At 73.7% G+C, this 14,947-nt stretch carries 17 protein-coding genes; 8 read left to right on the top strand and 9 right to left on the bottom strand.

The window, feature by feature from the left end; translation table 11 throughout:
- Positions 1–20: 20 nt before the first annotated feature.
- Both CP982_RS39735 and CP982_RS39730 read right to left on the bottom strand, forming a co-directional pair.
- Entirely contained in the window at positions 21–1,289 is a 1,269-nt protein-coding gene (locus tag CP982_RS39735; protein WP_150514938.1) for a glycosyltransferase, read from the bottom strand.
- The gene (locus tag CP982_RS39730) at positions 1,286–2,134 is read right to left on the bottom strand and encodes a MerR family transcriptional regulator (protein WP_150514937.1); all 849 of its coding nucleotides are present in this window, start codon (positions 2,132–2,134) and stop codon (positions 1,286–1,288) included. The genes CP982_RS39735 and CP982_RS39730 overlap by 4 nt, the downstream gene beginning before the upstream one ends.
- Positions 2,135–2,337: 203 nt before the next feature.
- On the opposite strand from CP982_RS39730, the gene rpmF reads away from it, so the two are divergent.
- Positions 2,338–2,508 carry a 50S ribosomal protein L32 gene (gene rpmF, locus CP982_RS39725; RefSeq protein WP_150514936.1) on the top strand — a complete coding sequence of 57 codons (171 nt, stop codon included), beginning with the start codon at positions 2,338–2,340 and terminating at the stop codon, positions 2,506–2,508.
- A gap of 42 nt (positions 2,509–2,550) precedes the next feature.
- Positions 2,551–3,081, top strand: coding sequence for a GNAT family N-acetyltransferase (locus CP982_RS39720; protein ID WP_150514935.1), 531 nt, complete (start codon positions 2,551–2,553; stop codon positions 3,079–3,081).
- A gap of 77 nt (positions 3,082–3,158) precedes the next feature.
- Here CP982_RS39720 and CP982_RS39715 read toward each other — a convergent pair whose 3' ends face one another.
- From CP982_RS39715 to CP982_RS39705, 3 genes are all read right to left on the bottom strand, one after another.
- Complete coding sequence (locus CP982_RS39715) at positions 3,159–3,392, bottom strand: hypothetical protein (RefSeq protein WP_150514934.1); 234 nt, start codon at positions 3,390–3,392, stop codon at positions 3,159–3,161.
- Positions 3,393–3,407: 15 nt separating this feature from the next.
- Entirely contained in the window at positions 3,408–4,094 is a 687-nt protein-coding gene (locus CP982_RS39710) for a TNT domain-containing protein (protein ID WP_150515967.1), read from the bottom strand.
- Positions 4,095–4,237: 143 nt separating this feature from the next.
- Positions 4,238–5,362 (bottom strand): hypothetical protein, encoded by a 1,125-nt coding sequence (locus tag CP982_RS39705; protein WP_229879079.1) that lies wholly within the window; start codon positions 5,360–5,362, stop codon positions 4,238–4,240.
- A 352-nt stretch (positions 5,363–5,714) separates the two neighbouring features.
- Between CP982_RS39705 and CP982_RS39700 the strand changes: the two genes are divergently transcribed.
- Complete coding sequence (locus tag CP982_RS39700) at positions 5,715–6,641, top strand: NADP-dependent oxidoreductase (RefSeq protein ID WP_150514933.1); 927 nt, start codon at positions 5,715–5,717, stop codon at positions 6,639–6,641.
- A 56-nt stretch (positions 6,642–6,697) separates the two neighbouring features.
- Complete coding sequence (locus tag CP982_RS39695) at positions 6,698–7,633, top strand: AraC family transcriptional regulator (protein WP_150514932.1); 936 nt, start codon at positions 6,698–6,700, stop codon at positions 7,631–7,633.
- Between the two features lie 40 nt (positions 7,634–7,673).
- Here the strand turns inward: CP982_RS39695 and CP982_RS39690 are convergent, their stop codons facing one another.
- Positions 7,674–8,768: an alpha/beta hydrolase family protein gene (locus CP982_RS39690; RefSeq protein ID WP_150514931.1), complete on the bottom strand. Its 1,095-nt coding sequence runs from the start codon at positions 8,766–8,768 to the stop codon at positions 7,674–7,676.
- A 100-nt stretch (positions 8,769–8,868) separates the two neighbouring features.
- Between CP982_RS39690 and CP982_RS39685 the strand changes: the two genes are divergently transcribed.
- From CP982_RS39685 to CP982_RS39670, 4 genes are all read left to right on the top strand, one after another.
- Positions 8,869–9,525 (top strand): GNAT family N-acetyltransferase, encoded by a 657-nt coding sequence (locus CP982_RS39685; RefSeq protein ID WP_150514930.1) that lies wholly within the window; start codon positions 8,869–8,871, stop codon positions 9,523–9,525.
- The gene (locus CP982_RS39680; protein WP_150514929.1) at positions 9,522–10,451 is read left to right on the top strand and encodes a PaaX family transcriptional regulator C-terminal domain-containing protein; all 930 of its coding nucleotides are present in this window, start codon (positions 9,522–9,524) and stop codon (positions 10,449–10,451) included. Before CP982_RS39685 ends, CP982_RS39680 begins: the two co-directional genes overlap by 4 nt.
- Positions 10,452–10,642: 191 nt before the next feature.
- Positions 10,643–11,776 (top strand): lactonase family protein, encoded by a 1,134-nt coding sequence (locus tag CP982_RS39675; protein WP_150514928.1) that lies wholly within the window; start codon positions 10,643–10,645, stop codon positions 11,774–11,776.
- Positions 11,777–11,867: 91 nt separating this feature from the next.
- Positions 11,868–12,821 carry a 2-dehydropantoate 2-reductase gene (locus CP982_RS39670; RefSeq protein WP_150514927.1) on the top strand — a complete coding sequence of 318 codons (954 nt, stop codon included), beginning with the start codon at positions 11,868–11,870 and terminating at the stop codon, positions 12,819–12,821.
- Positions 12,822–12,893: 72 nt separating this feature from the next.
- Here CP982_RS39670 and CP982_RS39665 read toward each other — a convergent pair whose 3' ends face one another.
- From CP982_RS39665 to CP982_RS39655, 3 genes are all read right to left on the bottom strand, one after another.
- Positions 12,894–13,487: an isochorismatase family protein gene (locus CP982_RS39665; protein ID WP_150514926.1), complete on the bottom strand. Its 594-nt coding sequence runs from the start codon at positions 13,485–13,487 to the stop codon at positions 12,894–12,896.
- Positions 13,488–13,590: 103 nt separating this feature from the next.
- Positions 13,591–14,307, bottom strand: a complete 717-nt coding sequence (locus tag CP982_RS39660; protein ID WP_150514925.1) for a DUF2470 domain-containing protein — start codon at positions 14,305–14,307, stop codon at positions 13,591–13,593.
- Between the two features lie 200 nt (positions 14,308–14,507).
- A complete protein-coding gene (locus CP982_RS39655) occupies positions 14,508–14,927 on the bottom strand; it encodes a GNAT family N-acetyltransferase (RefSeq protein WP_150514924.1) in 420 nt (139 codons plus the stop codon).
- Positions 14,928–14,947 lie beyond the last annotated feature (20 nt).

Below are 14,947 nucleotides of genomic sequence, written 5' to 3'. Positions count from 1 at the left end.
GCGGGGCGCGGGCTCGCTCCTCAGGGGCGCCCCGGGCGTGGGGTGCGCCCGGCACGCCGGGTGCGCCCGATGCGCGGGGCTCGCCCGATGCCTTCGACGGCCTTGAGGACCTGCCCCGCTCCGTCCTCCGTCGCCATGACGCGGGCGACGGCCTTCGCGGCGGCCGTGTGCGCGCCCTCGCGCACGGCACGGGTGAGGGCGTCGGCCAGGCGTTCCGCCGTGAGCTGCTTGTACGGGATGACGGTGGGCGCGGCACCCAGCGCGGCGAGACGGCCCGCCCAGAAGGGCTGATCGGCGGCGACGGGCACCGGCACCGCGGGGACCCCGGCCCGCAGCCCCGCCGCCGTGGTGCCCGCGCCCGCGTGATGCACCACGGCGGCCGTGCGCGGGAAGAGCAGGGCGTGCGGCACCTCACCGACCGTCAGGATTCCTTCGCCCGTGGCCTGCAGACCGGCCCGGCCGGTCTGCAGGACGCCGCGCAGCCCGGCGCGGCGCAGGGCCGCGACGGCCAGGTCGCTCAGCCGCTCGCCCTCGCCCGCCGCCATGCTGCCGAAGCCGATGAACACCGGGGGCGGGCCGTCGTCCAGGAAGTCCTCGACGACGGACGGCAGCCGGGCGCCGGGGGCGTGGTGCGGCCACCAGTTCCCCACGACGTCCAGCCCCGTGCGCCAGTCGGCCGGGCGCCGCACGACGGCCGGGGAGAAGCCGTGGAGGACGGGCCAGCCCGCCGCTTCCTGCCGGGCGCGGACGGCGGCGGGTGCGACGGCGGGCAGGTCGAGCCGGGCGCGCAGCTCCCGGACCGCGTCGGCGTAGACGCGGTCGACCATGCGCAGCGAGAAGCGGCCCGCCGCGCGGTTGCCCACGGCGCCGAGGGAGCGCCCGCCGCTCACCACGGGCGCGAAGTCCCGGGTCGGGTGGACGGGCTGGAGGTAGGCACCCAGGGTCGGCACGCCCATTGCCTCCGCGAGCTGCCAGCCGAGCGGCGCCGTGGTGGCGGACAGGACGAGCAGGTCGGCCCCGTCCTCGGCGGCATCGGCGACTCCGGCGCCGAGTTCCCGGACGAAGGCGCTCGCGGTTCTGATGAGGTCCTTGCGGCGCGTGGCGGGCCCGCTCCCTCCCGGATCGCCGGGCAGGGGGCGAAAGCGCAGGCCGGAACCGCGCACAAGGCGTTCGAAGGTGGCGTGGGCGGCGAGCGTGACGTCGTGGCCCGCCCCGGCCGCGTGGGCGCCGAGGCCCGTGTACGGGGCGATGTCGCCGTACGAACCGGCCGCGGTGATCAGGATCTTCATCGGCTTCCTTCGGCTGAGGAGCGGGACGACAGGGCACTCTCACCCTCAGGTTTAGGGTGAGGTTGAGCGTTGGCGGGGTCGTGCGCGGCGGCGTTCGCGTGGACGGCCTGCCACAGATAGCGCGCGAGTCCGGGCCGCTGCTCCGCGGGCGGCACGAGCAGGGCGAACGCCCGCGGGTCGGCCACGAAGTCGTCGGCGATGCGCAGGTGCATGGCGGGCGGGCAGTCCGTGAACCAGCGGCCGATGTACTGCCGGTGCCGCTCGGCGAGCGCCCTGACCACGGGTCCATCGGGAGGCCGCTCGACATCGAAGGCCGCGAGGACCTCGGCGCGCCAGGCCGCCGCCTCGCTCATGATGCGGGCCCAGTCCTCCTTGGAGTGCTCGGCGGCGCGGGCCATGGCCTGCCGGTACCCGGCGCCGCCCTGCCACTTCAGCTCGGCATCGGTGGCGTAGCTGAGGTCGAAGCCGATCTCGCCGAACACCTCGAACCGCTCGCGCGGAGTGAGCCGCACGCCGGTCCGCTGCACCTCCATGGCCCGCTCGGCGACCTCCACGAGCCGCTCCAGTTTCCCGATCTGCTCCCGCAGCGCCTGGTGCCGGGCCCGTAGCCGGTCGAGCGCGTTGGCCTGCGGGTCCGCCAGGATCTCCGCGATCTCGTCGAGCGCGAAGCCCAGCTCCCGGTAGAACAGGACCTGCTGGAGGCGGGCGAGGTCGGTGTCGCTGTAGAGGCGGTAGCCACCCGGGCTGCGCTCGCTGGGCGTCAGCAATCCGGCCCGGTCGTAGTGGTGCAGGGTACGGACGGTGACCCCGGCGAACCCGGCGACCTGTCCGACGGTGTAGCTCATGGCGCTTGCCCTTTCGTCGGCGTACAGCGTGCGGCCTGACGCGACGTGAGGGTCAACAGGACGTCGCCGGTGGCAGCCGCTTCAGCGACGCCGCCACCAGGCAGCCGGACCGTACCCCTTTATTACCGCACCCCTTTGTTAATGGAAGCCATTTTCATGTACGGTCGACAGGCCCCGCCCACCCCACCCCCAGGAGGTTCCCGATGGCCGTCCCCAAGCGGAAGATGTCCCGCAGCAACACCCGTCACCGCCGCGCCCAGTGGAAGGCCAGCACGGCCCAGCTCGTCCCGGTCACGGTCGACGGCGTCACCGTGCACGTGCCGCAGCGCCTGGTCAAGGCGTACGAACGCGGGCTCATCCCCGTCGAACGCTGACCCGGCGGCCCCGCTCCCCCGGCGCTGAGGGATCATGCCGGAATGACTGATCATCTGTCTGAACCGGCGACGGCCCTGCGGCTCGCGGAGTACACGCGTGCCGACCAGAACGAAATCCTCGGCGACGGCCCCGACCCCTTCGGCGTCGCGGACACCGGCCTCACCTGGCTGCCCAAGGAGGAGCACTTCGGTGTCCGGCTCGACGGCCGCCTGGTGGCCCACACCGGTCTGCTGCGGGCGCCCATAGCGATCGGCGGCACCACGACCGAGGTCGTGGGCATCGGCGGAGTGGCCGTCGCGGCGGACGTACGAGGACGCGGCCTCGCCCGCACCGCCATGGCCGCCGCCCTTGACCACGCCCGGACGATGGGGCCGCGCCACGGGCTCCTCTTCTGCCGTCCGCCGCTCGTCGCCCTGTACGAGCGGCTCGGCTGGCGGGCGCTCGACCAGGACGTGTACGTCGAGCAGGCCGACGGACCCGTGGTGATGCCGCTGCGGACCATGTGGACGCCGCTGCGGGACGGGGCGGACTGGCCCGCGGGAGAGGTCCGGCTCCTGTCGTTCCCCATGTGACAGGTGACCGCGGGCGCGTCCTCAGGCCTCCGCTCTCGGCTCTCGGCTGTCGGCTCTCGGCTCTCGGCTCTCGACGCTCAGGTCAAGAGCCGCAGCATCCGCCGGCACGCCTCGGCCTCGTCCAGGCCCCGCGCCAGCGGCTGCCACGCGCCCCTTTCGTACGTCCCGACCTCCCACGCCCCCTGACCGTCACCGCGCAGGTACACGAAGTCCGGGGGTGTGGGCACCGGTTCGTGGACGCCCTCGATCCAGTGGTAGCCGTCGGGCACGCCCGACGCGCGCAGCGCGGACCGCAGTGCGTGGACGTCCACGGTGCGCCCGCGCCGTCAGGCCTTGGCGGGCTTCAGGTAGCCGTGCTCCAGGAGCCACTTGACGTTCAGGCGCTGCCCTTCGCCCGGGTTGAGGAAGCCGGGGTCGAGCTTGATCTGCTCGCCGCCGCCGGGCTGCTCGAACCAGGGCGCTATGCCGCCCTGCCAGACGTCGAACGGCTTGGCCACCTTGTACACGCGGTAGTCGCAGGCGTACGCGGCTTCGCGGGTGTTGAGGTTCTGCGGCGGCAGGGAGCGCTCCGCGTAGGAGTCGCCCGCGGGCGCGAGGAAGGAACCGTACTCCGAGCCGAAGCGGTCGAGCCGCTCCCCCGGCTCCAGGGTCTCGCGGTGCTTGTCGACCTGGCCGTTGACCGTCTCGAAGCCGTCGTTCGGCGGGTACTTCCAGCTGCCCGTGGAGGCCGGGCCCTCCCAGTACTTCTTCAGGAACGCGGACGGCGTGAGCTTTCCGGTGCGCTTCCAGCCCTTGAGGAGGGGGCCGACCGGCCGCTGCCACTTCTTCGGCAGCCACGCGGGGCCGAGGCGCGCGTCGTCCTGGTAGGTCCCGGTGCACGGCTCGTGCGGCGTGCCGGTCGACGTCGGCGGCTTCGGAGCCGGGGCCGCGGTCGCGGCGGGGGCGGCCGCCACGGCCGTCGCGAGCGTGGCCGTCACTCCCATCGCGGCCAGGGTCGTACGGATCCGGATCACACGGCTGTGGTCCACTCAGTGGCTCCTCGTCTGCGCTCATGGCTGTTCCCGCGCGGTGGCGCGGGAACAAAGATTCACCCGCACAGACGGTCGATCCGTGGTTCTGGAGGGTCGACTGACCGATATGACATGCCTGGTGACGCCTATTCGGCCAAAACGCATCGGGGCCCGGTCCGGGCGGCGTACGAGCGCGCGCCGATGAGCAGGGCCCAGCCGAGCCCGGCGAAGGCGAGGCCGCCGAACGCCACCATCCATGTGAGCCCGGAAGCGGTGGTGAAGACGCCCTCCGGCTCCGGGCTCGGCAGGACACCGGCCGCCATCAGCGCGGCACCGAGCGTCAGGAGCGTTCCGTAGCAGGCGAGTCCGGCGCCGGTGAGCCAGGCCGGAGCCAGTGGCAGCAGCCGCGGCACGCGGCGCCCGGACAGGAAGGGCGCCCAGCGCGGGAAGACCTGCCCCCAGCGGTGCAGCAGGCCCAGGAGCAGGAAGACGCCGAGGAGCGCGGCGAGGACCGTGACGTCGATGCCCACCGACGCGAGGGCCCTGGGGGCGCCGGACGACTCCGTCTCGACCTCCCGCCGCCAGGCTTCCGCGCGCACGCCGATCGCGTCGCCGCCGCACAGCCAGACGGTCTTCACCCCGGCCCAGGGCAGCAGGCCGCACAGCAGGGCGTACGCCGTCGCTCTCGTCCGGCGCGGCGCGGACGACGGCGCCGGATGCGCCAGGGGCCCGTCGTTCGGGCCGGCGTGCGCCTGCCCGCAGCGGGGGCAACGGCCCTTGAGGCGACGGCGGTAGGCCACGGCGACCGCGGTGAGCAGGACCGTGCTCCCCGTCGTCAGCAGGAGCTGCACCAGGCCGGTGACGCTGTCCACGCCCGAGCCGGAGGCCAGCGTCACGAAGGTCGGCGGAACGCCCGGCACCGTCCAGCCGAGCGCGGGGATCAGGACGACCAACGACACCCCGACCACGGTCCGGCCCCGTCGGGTGAGCGCCCGCGTGGAGGCCAGGCTCACCCCCGCGGCGAGGATTCCCGCGACGGCCGTGGCGAGCAGCGCGGCGGGCGGGTAGTACCGCTCCCCCGCCAGCGGTACGCCGGTGCCGGACACCGCCCAGGCCGCCTGCACGGCGGCGCTCGTGACGGCCCACAGGGCGGCGGCCCGCGGCGCCAGGGCGGGCCAGCGCCGCCACCACGGCGCCCTGGGCGCGTCACTGCTCGGGCCCGAACCGGCGGGCGCCGCCGGGGAGTCGGGAAGGGGGGTCGGGAGTGTCACGGTGTCCTCCGGATCGGCAAGGGCGGTACGCGACCTGGCGTCCGCGCTCCCGAGCCTCCCGGCGCCGGGCACCCGGCACATCGCTCCGTCGGCGCACCCGCCTCCGCCGCGCGGGGGAGACCGTGTGCGCCCGGTGGTGACGATGGGACCGCGCCGCGGACGGTGGCCGCGAGGGCCTCGGCGCCACCGCATGGCCCGCACTCCTGTCGCGTGAGACGACAAGACATCTTTTGGAGCGTGCAGGATATTCAGCGGCTCGTTCGATCTTCCTAGGGTTGAGCACATCAACACGCCGGGCGGGGCCGCGGATCGCCTCCGCGGCCCGAGCCCCCAGCCACGAGGAGATCCCGTCATGCGCGCAGTCATCCAGCAGTCCTTCGGCGGTCCCGAGGTCCTGGAGACCGTCGAGACCGAACGGCCCACGCCGCTGGGCGGTGAGGTGCTCGTCCGGGTGCGCGCCAGCAGCGTGAACCCGGTCGACGTGGCGGTCCGGTCGGGTGTCTACCCGCTGCTCGGCGAGCCGCCGTACGGCGTCGGCTGGGACATCTCCGGCGTCGTCGAGGAGGCGGCGCCCGGCGCCCGGTTCACGCCCGGTGACGAGGTGTTCGGCATGCCGTTCTTCCCGCGTGCGGCCACCGCGTACGCGGACTACGTAGCCGTGCCGTCGCGCCAGGTGGCCCGCAAGCCCGCCGCCGTCGACCACGTGCACGCGGCTTCGGTGCCGCTCGCCGGGCTCACCGCGTGGCAGGGCCTGGTCGACGCGGCCCGGCTCGGCGAGGGCCAGCGCGTGCTGATCCACCGGGCCGCGGGCGGCGTAGGGCACTTCGCCGTGCAGATCGCGAAGGCGCGCGGCGCGCATGTGACCGCCCTGGCGAGCGCCGCCAAGCACGAGTTCGTCCGCGGCCTGGGGGCCGACGAGGTCATCGACTACCGCACGACCGACTACGCGGAGGCGGTCAAGGACCTCGACGTGGTCTTCGACTCCTCGTCGGACGGCATGCGTGCGCTGTCGGTCCTCCGCCCCGGCGGGACCCTGGTGAGCATCATGGAGCACGGGAACCAGGAGCTGGCCACGGCCGTCGAGAAGGCGGGCCGCCGTTTCGCGGGTGTCTCCGTGGAGCCTGACTACGCGTCCCTGGAAGCGATCGCCCAGCTCATCGACGCGGGGCGGATCCAGCCGCACGTCTCCGCGACGTTCGACCTCACCGAAGCCGCGCAGGCGCACGAGCTGGTCGCGTCCGGTCGCACTCAGGGCAAGGTCGTGTTGACCGTCTCTTGATCAACGGGCCGTATCGTGGGCGGCCCGATCGTGAACGACGACGAAGGGGCGGGGCGTTGGACATCCTGACCGAGGCGCTGAGCTCGATGCGGACCGGGCATCCCACATCCGTGCGCACCGAGGGGCGCGCCCCCTGGGGCCTGCGTCTCCCCTCCGTCGCCGGTGCCGGTTTCCACGTGGTGCTGCACGGCACCTGCTGGCTGATCCCCATGGGCGCCCCCCCTCTCCAGCCGATCGCCCTCAACCCCGGCGACGTGGTCTTCCTGCGGGACGGCACCGCGCACGTCCTCGCCGACCACCCCTCGACACCGGCCGAGGAGGAGCGGGCCGAGCAGTTCAGCCCGGGTTCGCCCATCGGCACGGTCACGCTGGGCGGCGAAGGGCCGCGCACCAGCCTGCTGTGCGGCAACTACCACCTGGACCAGGGGCGTCCGCATCCGCTGGTGGGGCAGCTGCCCGAGGTGGTCCATCTGTCCACCGGGCGCGGCCGCCACCCGGAGCTGAGCGCCGCCGTCCAGCTCCTCGGCACCGAACTGGAGCACCCGCGCATCGGCTCGGCCGGGATCGTCCCCGCCCTGATCGACTCGCTCCTGCTCTACATCCTGCGGGCCTGGCTGGAGGACCAGCCGCCCGCCACCGCCAAGGGCTGGGCCGCCGCGCTCAGCGACTCCGCGGTCGCCCCGGCCCTGGCCGCGATCCACACGGACCCGGCGACCCAGTGGACCGTCGAGTCCCTCGCCGATCGCGCGGGCCTGTCCCGCGCGGCCTTCGCCCGCCGCTTCGCGACGCTGGTCGGGGAGCCGCCGATGGCGTACGTGACGCGCTGGCGGATGACGACCGCCGCCCAGCTCCTGCGGGAGTCCCAGGTCCCCCTGACCACGGTCGCCGCCCGTACGGGCTACGGCTCCGAGTACGCCTTCGCCAAGGCCTTCAAGCGCGAGTACGGCCAGGCTCCCGGCGGCTACCGCCGCCGCTCGCGCGCCGGCGCGTGAGCCTTCCACCGAGCGCCGCACCCCGCGCACCGGCCGCGCCTCACCCCTCCGGGACCTCGAGGTCCCGGACGAAGTGGCGTTGCCCGGTGAGGAATCCGGAGGCGTAGACCGACCGGGGGGCGAACACCGCGGTGAGGGTGATCTTGATCTCGGAGCGCTCGAGGTCGTACGGCACCAGGGAGTGGGTGGCGTCCGGGTAGCGCTCCACGCGCAGGCCCGTGGCGGGCAGGAGCGCCCGGTAGGCGGACTCCGTCTCGGCGACGTCGACGTTGTCGTCGTGGCCCGCCAGGACGAGCAGGACCGGTGTGCCGGACATCGCGCGCAGGTCCGCGGTGGCGTCGGCGGTGTGGTTCCGCGAGACGAAGCGCCATCGGTCGGCGGTCATGCCGCGCGGGTCGTGGACGGCGGAGCGGTACGCGTCGTACGACGCGCCCTCGCGCAGCAGCCGCAGCGTCACCTCGCGTCTGCGCAGCTCGGCGGCCTTCCGCGCCGGGGACGCGCCGTCGCGGCGCAGCTCGGCGAGGAGGTTGTAGCGGCCCTGGCGCTGCCAGTTGACAGCGGGCGAGACCGCGATGACGAACTGGAGGTTCCGGTCGCGGGCGGCGACCTTGGGCAGCACCCAGCCCGCCTGGCTCGCGCCCCACAGCCCTACGCGCCGCCGGTCGACGTCCGGCCGGGCGCGGGCCCAGGCGACCGCGGCCAGGGTCTCCTCCGCCCGGTCGGCCATGCTCTGCTCAAGCCAGTCGCCGCCCGAGCCGTCGACGCCGGGCTTGCTGAAGGACAGCGAGGCGTATCCGGCCTTGGCGAAGGACTCCCACAGGGGCCGGTAGAACGAGTCGTGGGTCGCGTCGACGGGCCCGTCACCGTGGACGAACACGACCACGCCGAACGGCCCTTCGCCCTTCGCCGGGCGGGCGAGGACGCCGTCGAGCGTGTGCCCGTCGTGCCGCAGGCGCACCCGCTCCTCGCGCAGCGCGTACGTGTTCTGCCAGAGCACGACGCCGCCGAGCCCCGCGGCCACGAGCACGGCGCCGACCAGGCACCACACCACTACGCGGCGCCGTCTGCTCGCCTGCCGTCTGCTCGCCTGCCGCCTCCTCAGTACCCCCCACACGCCGCGCAGGTGCCCTCGCATACCCCACCCCGAATCTATTGTTTGAGAAACGCCCGTTCTGAGCATGAACGTAATACACTCGAACGCACAAGGGGCGGATCGACGGGGAGGAGCGGTACGCATGAGCACGACGGAGCACGGGCGCACGGCGGCGGCAGACGGAGCACCCGACGTGCGGCGAGGCGTCCCCGAAGGCGCGGAGGACCAGGTCGCCGCGCTCTACTGGGAGGCCTTCGGGCGGAAGCTGGGTCCGGGTCTCGGCCCGGCCGACGCCGGGCAGGCCTTCCTCGCCCGGCACCTCCACCACGACCGGGGTGTCGTCGCCACGCGCGGCGAGCGGGTGGTGGGCGTCGCCGGATTCCAGCTGGACGGGCGCGCGCTGACCGGCGGGGGCATACGCGACGTCCTGTCCGCGTACGGCCCGCTGCGCGGCCTGCCCCGGCTCGCGGTGCTCGCCCTCTTCGAGCGGACCGCCGCCGCCGGGGAGCTGGTCATGGACGGCATCGCCGTGGCAGCGGACCAGCGTGGTCACGGCATCGGCAGCCTGTTGCTGCGGGAGGTCGCCGCCGTCGCGGCCGAGGCGGGCTGCCGCCGCGTCCGCCTGGAGGTCATCGACGTCAATCCGCGAGCCCGCGCCCTGTACGAGCGGCACGGCTTCACCGCGACCCGGACCCGGCGCACGCCGTATCTGCGTTCCCTGATGGGCTTCGACGCGGTGACGCCCATGCACCGCGCGGTCACGCCCGCGCCCACCCCCACAGCCCGGGAGACACGATGAGCACCACCGCACGCGAGATCGCCGACGCGTCCGCCGACCGGCCGGAGATCCCGACGCGCCTGCTGGTCCACGCCCTCGTCCGCGAGGACGGCACGGTCGACGCGGGCGAGCTGTACACGGTCGCGAACGTCCTCGGCATGAGCGACCAGCAGGTCCGGCTCTGCGTCAAACGGCTCGTCGGCGAGGGCCGGTTCACCCACGAGGGCCGGGGCCGCAAGGCCGTGCTGCGCGCCGTCGCCGACGTCACCGGCTCCCTCGCCCCGGACGCCGCGTATGTGCGGCACGCGTACCGCCAGGATCAGGGCCTCGCGCCCTGGGACGGCACCTGGCACCTGTTCGCCTTCGCCGTGCCCGAGTCGAGCCGCGCCGCCCGCGACACGCTGCGCGACACCCTGCTGCACCTCGGCGCCGCCCCCGTCCAGGGCGGTCTGTACGTGTGCGCCAACGCCGTCGAGGACCTCGTGGAGGCGCAGGCCCGCCATCTCGGCGTCCTGCCCTCGGTCACCTTCCTCACCAGCAGGGATCTGCGTATAGGCGGCCTGGACGCGCCCCGCGAACTGGCCGCGTCCCTGTGGCCGCTCCCGGAGATCGCCGAGCGCCACGACCGGCTCGCGGCATTCGCCGCGTCCTGTCTCGCGGTACTGGACAGCGCCACGGGGCCGACGGACGTCGAGCGGCTCACGCTGGCCGTCACGCTCGCCTCCGCGTTCTCCGCGGCGATGGAGCCGGACCCGCTCCTTCCCCCCGAGCTGCTGCCCGAGCCCTGGCCGGGAAGCAGGGCCAGGGCTCTCACCGCGCGCTGCTGGGCGCGCCTCCTGCACACGCGGTCGACCGAGGGGCGGTCCACGCCACGCCTGTTCCGCCTCTACGAGGACGCGTTGGCAGATGCACACGAGCAGGAGGACGGAGAGCGAGTCGACGCCTGACGTCCTCGCCTGACGCCCTCGTGACGGGGAGGGCGGTGGAGCGGAGCGCGCGGTTCGGGTCCGCCAGACACCCCCTTGTCCGCGTTGCACATGATGCAACCCATGTTGCGACTATTGCCTGTTCAACCGCCCAGGGTCCAAGGTGTCTGCCACACCGCCACTACCGTCACTTCTGACACACGAGGTGCAGCATGGACAGACGCCGGTTCATCGCTACGACGCTCGCCGCGGCTGCCGCCGGAGCCGTCACCACCACGTCCGCGGGGGCCGCGCCGCTCCCCGCCAGCGGGCGCCCCCTCTTCCTCGGCACCTACACCTCCGAGCCGGGCGGCGGCACCGGCATCGGCCTCGCCACGTACGACGAGACGACCGGCCGCGTCACCGGTGCCGGGACGCTCGCCGGAGTCCTCGATCCGTCCTATCTGACGGCGCACCCCTCGGGGCGGACGCTGTACTGCGTCAACGAACGGTCGCCGGGCGGTGTGACCGCCGTCGCGCTCTCCCCCGACGGCGCCCACCGGGTGCTCGGCACGCGCGACACCGGAGGCGCGGGGCCCTGCCACCTGTCCGTGCACCCGAGCGGCCGCTGGCTGCTCAGCGCCAACTACAGCTCCGGCAGCGTGGCCGTGCACCCCATCGAGGAGTCGGGCGCGCTCGGCGAGCGCACCGACCTCGTCACGCACTCCGAGCCCGCGCCCGGTCCCGGGCAGCAGGGCCCGCACGCCCACCAGATCGTGACGTCGCCGGACGGCCGCCACGTCCTGGCCGTCGACCTCGGGACCGACACGGTGTACACGTACCGTCTCGACACGGAGGCGGGCAGGCTGCGCCCGGTCACGCGCGTGACGCTGCGGGCGGGCGCCGGGCCGCGCCATCTCGCGTTCCACCCCTCGGGCTGCTTCGCTTACGTGGCCAACGAGTTGGACAACACGGTCGTGGCCTGCGCCTACGACGCCACGACCGGGCGTCTGACGCCCGGTGAGCCGCAGTCCACGGGCACCCCGCCCGGCATCACGAACTACCCGGCGCAACCCCTCGTGACCCGCGACGGCCGCTTCGCGTACGTCGCCAACCGGGGGCACAACTCCCTGGCGCGGTACGCCGTCGAGCGCGACGGAGCCCAACTCCGCCTCCTCGGCACGACGTCATCGGGCGGGGACTTCCCGCGGCACCTGGCCTTCTCCCCCGCGCAGCGGCTGCTGTTCGCCAGCAACCAGCGGTCCGGTTCGGTCAGCGTCTTCCGCGTCGACGAGGGCACGGGCGAACTCACCCTGACCGGCGAGCCGTTCAAGGCACCGGTCGCGGTGTGCGCGCTGCCCTTGTAGTCGTAGGGCGCCGCGCGGTCCCGGCATAGTCTGACCCGATCCGGGCCGCGGGCGCCCGGCGCGACGACCGGGAATCAAGGGGAGGTTCTCCATGGCGGGGAAAGCAGGGGCGAGGCAGGTCCGCGTCGCGGTGATCGGCACCGGCGGGATCGGCGGGTACTTCGGCGGACGGCTCGCCGCCGCCGGGCACGACGTGCGCTTCGTCGCGCGGGGCGCCCATCTGGAGGCCCTGCGGCGCGACGGTCTGCGCGTGGACAGCACGGCAGGGGACTTCGCCGTGGCCCCGGTGCGCGCGACCGACGACACCCGGGACATCGGGGAGGTCGACTACGCCCTGCTGTGCGTCAAGACCTGGCAACTCCCGGCCGCCGTCGCCGCGTTGAAGCCGCTCGTCGGTGCCGACACGGCGGTCGTGACGTTCCAGAACGGCGTGGAGGCTCCCGAGCAGGTGGCGCGGGCGGTCGGCCGCGGCGCGGTCCTGCCCGGCACCGCGAAGATCATCGCGCGGTTGGACGGGCCGGGGCGCGTGCGGCATGCCGGCGGCCCGGCCGCGCTGGCGTTCGCGGAGTGGGACAGCAGCGCGTCCGAGCGCGTGGAGCGCCTCGCGTCCGCCCTCACGGGCGCGTCCGTGGCCGCCTCTGTGCCGGACGACATCTGGGCGGAGCTGTGGTCCAAGTTCCTGTTCGTGGTGCCCTTCGGCGGGCTCGGCACGGTGACGGACGCGCCGTTCGGCGTGCTGCGCTCGCGGCCGGGGACACGGAAGCTCCTCGTCGAGGGCATGACCGAGATCCAGCACCTGGCCGCGGCGCACGACGTGGCGCTGCCGGAGGACATCGTGGCGCGGACGCTCGCCTTCCTCGACCAGCAGCCCGCCGAGGGCACGTCGTCGCTCCAGCGCGACATCCTGTCCGGCCGCCCGTCCGAACTCGACGCGTGGAACGGCTCGGTCGTCCGGCTCGGCGAGCGCACCGGGACGCCGACCCCGGTCAACCGCTATCTGTACGAAGTGGCGAGCGTCCTCGCGACACGGTCGGCGGACGCCTGATCACGCGTCCCGCCGACGTCTGTGGCCGCCCACCGCGCGGGCGGCCACAGGCGTCCCGCGCCCGGGCGCGCCTCAGGAGGCGGTGAAGCTCACGTCGTCGGCGCTCGGCACGATCTCGACCTCGTCGCCGAGGGCCCACTCCGCGACGCGCGAGACCGTCGCCGCGGGTACGGCGTCGCTGATGCCCTCGGCCGCCGGGATGTCGTACGTCCCATGAGCGTCGTGCGGCATGACCACGCGGAAGTCCAGATCGAGGGCGGTGCGCGCGGTGGCGCTCACACACATCTCCGACATGACGCCGCAGACCGCCAGCGACGTGACGCCTTCCTCGCGCAGCAGCTCCTCCAGTTCGGTCTCCTCGAAGCCGTCGTCGTACTCCTTGCGGATCACGACCTCGCCGCGGTCGGGGTCCACGGGCAGGTGGAGGCGCCAGCCGGGCGTGCCCGGCTCGTCGGTGGCGCCTTCCGGGCCGTCGTTCTGGAGCTGGACGACGAGGGCGTCGGCCGCGCGGGCCTTGGCGATGAGCTGTTCGGTGCGCTGGAGCACACGCTCGACGTGAGGAATGGCATCGTCGCCGGAGACGAAGGCGGACTGCATGTCGACGACGATCAGGGCCTGAACCGGTTCCACCGGATCGTTGGGCAAAGACTTACTCTGCGCGCTCATGGTGCCCATCATGCCTGGATCACTCCGGTGACCGGTAACCGGCCCATCGATCAGCGCGGCCCCATCTCCCCCACGGGGAAAAGCGGTTCGGCCGGAAGGGTCCTCAGGACTCCGGCGGAGCCGGACGCAGCGCGGGGCGGCGCAGCAGTCGCGCCTTGGTGAGCAGGGCGTGCATGCACTCGGTGACCTGGCCCAGGTCCTCGACGGGCGCGTGGAAGGGCAGACGCACATCGGCCTGACTGCTGACGCGTTCGAGGCGCAGGGTGAGGCCGTGCCGGTCGATGGCGAACGGTTTGACGTTCACGACACCGCTCAGGCTCTCCGCGGCGATGAGCCGGGTGAGCTGCTCGACGGCGTCGGGATGGGAGTCGGCGAGGTGGGTGAGCAGCCGGGACTCCGCGTGGGCGAGCGGGTCGGGGTCCGCGAGCGCGAACTCCTCGAGGTCGACGCCGGTGCGGCCGTGGGTGTCGTGCAGGACGACCGCGGTCGGCTCGAAGACGAGTTCGTCGCGGGTGGCCGTGAGCGAGCCCGAAAGCCACAGGCGGCTGCGCACCCGGTCCCGCACCGGCACCGGCGAGACGTCCGCGAACTCCACGAGGGTGGACGGCTCGCCGCGCGGCGCGCAGATGAGGGCGGCCGCGAGGGCGCTGTCCTCCGGCGGGTCCAGGCGTACGGCACCCCGCTCGCTGACGCTGTGGGCACCGAGGAGTTCGTCCCTGCCGATCTCCGTGGTCACCGCGCAGGACCAGGCGGTGGCGAGCACGGAGCGGGCGCGCGCCGCCGCTGCGGGCATGGTCGTGCTGATGTGTCGGACACCCATCCTCAACCTCCATAAGGTAAGCCTTGCCTAACTTATCGGAGATCGAGGAGCGCTGCCAGCACGCGCGACCTGCGGCGCACCCCTCTCGACGGATCGACCGGATCAGCAGGCCCGCCCCCTCGCCGGGTCGACAGAGCCGTCACCCGACGCGGATCGGCGGGGCCGTCACTCGATGCCGATCGGCAGGGCGCCGGACGGCGTCAGACGCAGCGCTGCATCCCGATCGACACGGGAGCCGTGTCGCGGAAGCCGAACTTCTCGTACAGGAAGCGCGCGTCGCCGTCCGCGATGAGGGAGACGTACGCCCCCTTCGGCGCCCGGCGCTCCAGTTCGTCGACGAGCGCGGCCATGATCTGCTTGCCGAGCCCCTGCCCCTGATGCGCGGGCAGGACGGCCATGTCGACGATCTGGAAGACACACCCGCCGTCGCCGACGACGCGGCCCATGCCGACGGGCTCGTCCCCGGCGTGGACGGTGACGGCGTACCAGGTGCGGGGCAGTCCGGCCGCGGCCTGCTCGACCGTCCGCGGGCTCAGCCCCGAGGCGGCGCGAAGGTGGAGGTAGGTCTCGACGGAGGGCGTCTCGGCGCGGACTTCGTAAGGGCCAGTATGCGTATTCACCCGCTACAGGCTAGCAGTGC

Source organism: Streptomyces spectabilis (assembly GCF_008704795.1).
Classification (GTDB): domain Bacteria; phylum Actinomycetota; class Actinomycetes; order Streptomycetales; family Streptomycetaceae; genus Streptomyces; species Streptomyces spectabilis.
This window is presented reverse-complemented; position numbering and strand designations above follow the sequence as displayed.

Bases quoted from the DNA above. Each gene is read 5' to 3' on its own strand.
- rpmF (WP_150514936.1), top strand. From the start codon at position 2,338: ATGGCCGTCCCCAAGCGGAAGATGTCCCGCAGCAACACCCGTCACCGC.
- CP982_RS39670 (WP_150514927.1), top strand. From the start codon at position 11,868: ATGGCGGGGAAAGCAGGGGCGAGGCAGGTCCGCGTCGCGGTGATCGGC.
- CP982_RS39675 (WP_150514928.1), top strand. From the start codon at position 10,643: ATGGACAGACGCCGGTTCATCGCTACGACGCTCGCCGCGGCTGCCGCC.
- CP982_RS39730 (WP_150514937.1), bottom strand. From the start codon at position 2,134: ATGAGCTACACCGTCGGACAGGTCGCCGGGTTCGCCGGGGTCACCGTC.
- CP982_RS39700 (WP_150514933.1), top strand. From the start codon at position 5,715: ATGCGCGCAGTCATCCAGCAGTCCTTCGGCGGTCCCGAGGTCCTGGAG.
- CP982_RS39735 (WP_150514938.1), bottom strand. From the start codon at position 1,289: ATGAAGATCCTGATCACCGCGGCCGGTTCGTACGGCGACATCGCCCCG.
- CP982_RS39720 (WP_150514935.1), top strand. From the start codon at position 2,551: ATGACTGATCATCTGTCTGAACCGGCGACGGCCCTGCGGCTCGCGGAG.
- CP982_RS39690 (WP_150514931.1), bottom strand. From the start codon at position 8,768: ATGCGAGGGCACCTGCGCGGCGTGTGGGGGGTACTGAGGAGGCGGCAG.
- CP982_RS39665 (WP_150514926.1), bottom strand. From the start codon at position 13,487: ATGAGCGCGCAGAGTAAGTCTTTGCCCAACGATCCGGTGGAACCGGTT.
- CP982_RS39660 (WP_150514925.1), bottom strand. From the start codon at position 14,307: ATGGGTGTCCGACACATCAGCACGACCATGCCCGCAGCGGCGGCGCGC.
- CP982_RS39680 (WP_150514929.1), top strand. From the start codon at position 9,522: ATGAGCACCACCGCACGCGAGATCGCCGACGCGTCCGCCGACCGGCCG.
- CP982_RS39685 (WP_150514930.1), top strand. From the start codon at position 8,869: ATGAGCACGACGGAGCACGGGCGCACGGCGGCGGCAGACGGAGCACCC.